The following is a 4,180-nucleotide window of genomic DNA, read 5'->3' on the forward strand; positions in this document are numbered from 1 at the left end:
CCACAAAGGCAAGCTACTCGAACGACCCACCGACATCACCCCACCAACACCGCCTTCAAACGGTGACGAGAGCACCGGAACGGAGGTCGCCTGAAACACCCCGATCCACAGGTATTGACAATTTCTCGGCTGGTCGCTTTCCCGGCCTCGGGGCGCCAGACGGCTTGGTTCGTTGGAGAGCGGGATCTGTCGCACGGCAGCCCAGCCGGCACACCTGTCGACTTATCTGCACGCTACTCAGGTCTGAGCGAGATCGAAAAGTCGATCTACCTAGCGCAACTGGTCGATTCCCATGAAGAACTTGTCTACACTGCCACATTCGCCACTCGCGCCGATGTGCCGAAGCGCAGTGTCCTGACGTGGGGAGTTGGCGATGCGCGCGCCGAAGACCCTGAGCCGGGGTTAAGGCGGCGGATCTCCTACGTCTACTTGCCCCCTCTACGCGACGCTGTAAGAGATCTCGACGGCGGCGACCAGGCGCTGCTGCACGACGTCCTCCGGATCTTGGTTGGCCCTGATACAGACTTAGAGGGAGGTTTCGTTGAGACCGCGAATTCGGCGCTTACGAAAGTTGCTGAACATCAGCTCGCCGTGACCACCAAGGACGCAATCCAAAGCTTCTTCGTACAGACGACTCCACCGAATCGTGCGCATGTCATCGAGCTCAATCAACGAAAGCTTGAGATGCGCCGCATCGCTCGCTTGTTGCGTATCCAGCTTGCCGAGCGCGAGGTGCCAATAGGGGACATCGCGGCAACGGGTCTCGGCTACGCGAACCTGCTTTACATCGCCATGATCGTTCTGCAACTTGTGAGGGCGAAGGACAGCGATCTGACGCTGCTGCTCGTCGAGGAGCCCGAGGCACACCTGCATCCCCAATTGCAGCTGGTGTTACTGGACTTCCTTCATGACCAAGCAAAGTCGAGCGGGCAAAGCGACGATGTCACACAACCCGGCGGCAAGGTACAGGTAGTCGTGACTACTCACTCGCCGGTTCTTGCGAGCACAGTCTCAATTCTCAACGTTGTAGTGGTCGCACGAGACAGCGACGGCGCCGACTGGTGCACCAAGGTGACCGCCATCCGCGATCTCGGTCTGAAGGATACAGATCGCCGGAAGATTGATCGCTACCTGAACTCGACCCGCGCCGCACTATTGTTCGCTCGCGACGTCGTTCTTGTCGAAGGTATCGCCGAGATGTTGGTGCTGCCCGCACTGGCGCAGCATCATCTCCGGCAGGTTGCAGCCCAGCTGTGTACACCCGACGACGGACAGTCGGCCGACGACAGCAACACGAAGAAATCCGGCGCAGCCGATATTGGCCTGGCCGCAGCCGGTGATGCAAAGTCGAGCGGCTCCAAGGGTGACGCTGGCGTAATGACGAAGAAGCTAATGCGTCAGTTCCGCAGTGCCACATTGATAAGCATCGAGGGCGTCGATTTCGAGCCTTACCTTCGCGTACTGCTGGACGGTCAGCACCCTCGGATAGATCGCGTCGTTGTTGTAACCGACCGAGACCACACTGGCGCAGGCGACGAAAGGCGGACGCTCTACAAAGAGCGCTTCGCGAGCCACGTTGAAGCTGGGCGACTCACCGTAGTAGTCGGCGGCACGACGCTAGAAGCAGAAATGTTCAGGATGCCCGAGAACGAACAGTCCTTGCACAAAGCATTTCTCGAGCTACACCCAAAGTCGCAGGCGCACTGGGCGAAGGTCGTAGCCAACGTTGATGGCAAGGGGGCCGACGAGCGTGCGGAAACATTCGCGGCCGCCATCCGGGCGAAATCTCCAACCGAAGATGTCTATTTAGACATCGCAAAGGGCGATTTCGCCCACATCGTCGCAGAAGCTTTGGAGTCCGACGACGGGTCATCGCTCGAAGTGCCGACGTATCTGAAAGATGCCATCGACGCGGTCGCTCACGTCGATACGGAACGAGAATGAGCGACGGAAACCCACTCGGCCTCAGTGACGAACAACTTGACGCGCTCGCTCCAAAGGTCCGCCTCGTCGAAGCAGGTCCCGGAGCGGGGAAAACTCGAACCGTAGTTGCGCGACTTCGACGCGACTTTGACGACGGCCGTCGAGTGGCGATGCTGTCCTTCACCAACGCAGCAGTGAATGTCGCCCGACTTCGATGCCGGGACGTTCCGCTCCTCCTGGAACCGCCGAACTATGTAGGAACTTTCGACTTGTTCTTCCGCCGATATGTCGTGACGCCGGCGACGATGCGACTGGGCGGTCGTCGGCCTACGTACGTCACCTCTTGGGACGATCTGCGCAACTCGATGGCACTTGTGAGACCGCAATCTGGAGGGGTAGGTGTTCGACTCACTCGATTCGTTCAGTGCGAAGGAGTTTGGGCGATCGACGAGGCCACGTTGAGCAGGACGGAACGAATAGCGTGGGAGAAACTCACGCCATGGTCGCGACAGAAGGTGAACGAGCTTGGACACGCCAGGATCACATCTCTCCACGACGCCCACATCTACGACACGACTGCAGCGCGGCGCCGAGCTCTTGAAGTACTGGCCTCCGCCGAGTCACCGCTCCCTCTCCTGGCGCTACGGTTCAACGAGATCATCGTCGACGAGTTCCAAGACTGCGACTCGATCGAGCACGCGATCGTCGACCATCTCACTAACGCAGGAATCCACGTTGTTGCCGTTGCTGATCCAGACCAAGCCATATACGAGTTCCGCCAGGCCAATTCGGCAATATACGAACAGTTTCGCGATGGTGTCGCGGCAGAGGAACGAGCAACACTTACAACTTGCTACCGATCAACCCCTGTCATCTGTTCTGTGGTAAACAGCCTGCGCGCAGTCGGAATCGGTGAAGTGAAGCCCCACTCCGAGCATCCTGGCGGATCTGACACCATCCATGTCGTAGTCGGATCGGGTGTTCGCGCAGGAGAGGCTGCGTACAAGATCATCCGCCAAGCAGGAATCTCAGTCATGAGAACTCGTGTCATCGCTCACCGAAGGTCGGACGCCCGAGCACTTCTGCGCACAGGTAAAGAACCGCCCCATGGCAGTTCGCACATGGAGACACTGTTGGTCGCCTTGGCTGACTTACGTTCCGGCACAGACCCTACGGGCAGGATGCGTGCGATCCGCCGCGTCGAGGCGTACGTGCTCAACCAATTCTCATGGCCTGACGATCTGCAGGTGGAAGGAAGGGCCGACCAACTCGAGCATCTCGAAGTGACGCCAGAAGAACTTCGAGGGGTGGTTAGCCAGCTTTTGCGTTCTTCGAATGATTGGGGTGACCCCGATTCGTGCAAATTGGAGGTGCGCACAATCCTCGAGGACTTCGCCGATCGCACGCGCGTGGAGCTTGCTCAGCGTTTGGGCACCCGAATGAAAATTCCGGAAAAGGTGTGGAGCTTCTGGGAAAGTCGAACTGTAGGAGCACTATCGGAGACTCCGGACTCACTTCGTTGGGGCCACGTGCACGGGGTCAAGGGTGATGAGTTCGAAGCGGTGATCATGGCGCTCCCGTCAACGGCGTCCGGACCTTCTCACGTTCTGGACGATTGGGGAGACGGCGTCAACTCCGAGCAGCGCAGGGTGCTCTATGTCGGAGTCAGTCGCGCGATGAAAGAGCTCGTGATTGTTGTTCCTGCATCTCGACGGGACGCGTTGGAGTCGATCCTCGTCAGTGCTGGCGTCCGGCACACGGTAACCGTTTGCTGATGATGGAAGCCACGGACGACCACCCAAATGGCTGCAGTGGGTGAGAGAAGAACGCTCAATTGCTCGACTCGACCGAAGAGTTTTCACACACCCGCCTGCCGCGCGTGGCGGCCCGAAGCTGCGGAACTGCCGTGAACTGGGATTTGCATCGCAGTTGTACAAACCATTGCACGTGCAAAACAAGTTGGTTAGCTGATGAAACTCAATCCGCCGCCACACTCGGTCAGGCGGTCGGAAGGATGACCAAGAGGAAGGCCACGATGGGCGCCACCAGCACCACATAGCCGGTGGTAATTGAACAGTGAGCGTTGAAACTTGTCCCGGTCGGGGACTTCGGCGTTGGCGAGCACCAGCCTGTTGCCCGTCGCTGTGGATGAGGATATGGGCATCATCGAGTTTGGTGACGAGTGGCCGATGGGAACGGCCCCGCTCGGTGTGGTGAGCGGGGCCGTGGTCGTCGTCGTGACGGGGTCGTCGTCGTG

Annotated in this window: 2 protein-coding genes; both read left to right on the forward strand. The window is 59.0% G+C overall.

Annotation, left to right across the window (positions count from 1 at the left end; translation table 11 throughout):
• The first annotated feature begins 114 nt into the window (after positions 1–114).
• Complete coding sequence (locus ACXMYJ_RS28625; RefSeq protein ID WP_460359486.1) at positions 115–1,944, forward strand: AAA family ATPase; 1,830 nt, start codon at positions 115–117, stop codon at positions 1,942–1,944.
• A complete protein-coding gene (locus tag ACXMYJ_RS28630) occupies positions 1,941–3,698 on the forward strand; it encodes a UvrD-helicase domain-containing protein (protein WP_460359487.1) in 1,758 nt (585 codons plus the stop codon). The genes ACXMYJ_RS28625 and ACXMYJ_RS28630 overlap by 4 nt, the downstream gene beginning before the upstream one ends.
• The last annotated feature ends 482 nt before the right edge of the window (positions 3,699–4,180 follow it).

This window comes from Mycobacterium sp. ZZG (assembly GCF_054786995.1).

Excerpts from the sequence above, each read along its gene's own strand:
- ACXMYJ_RS28630 (WP_460359487.1), top strand. The coding sequence starts at position 1,941 with ATGAGCGACGGAAACCCACTCGGCCTCAGTGACGAACAACTTGACGCG.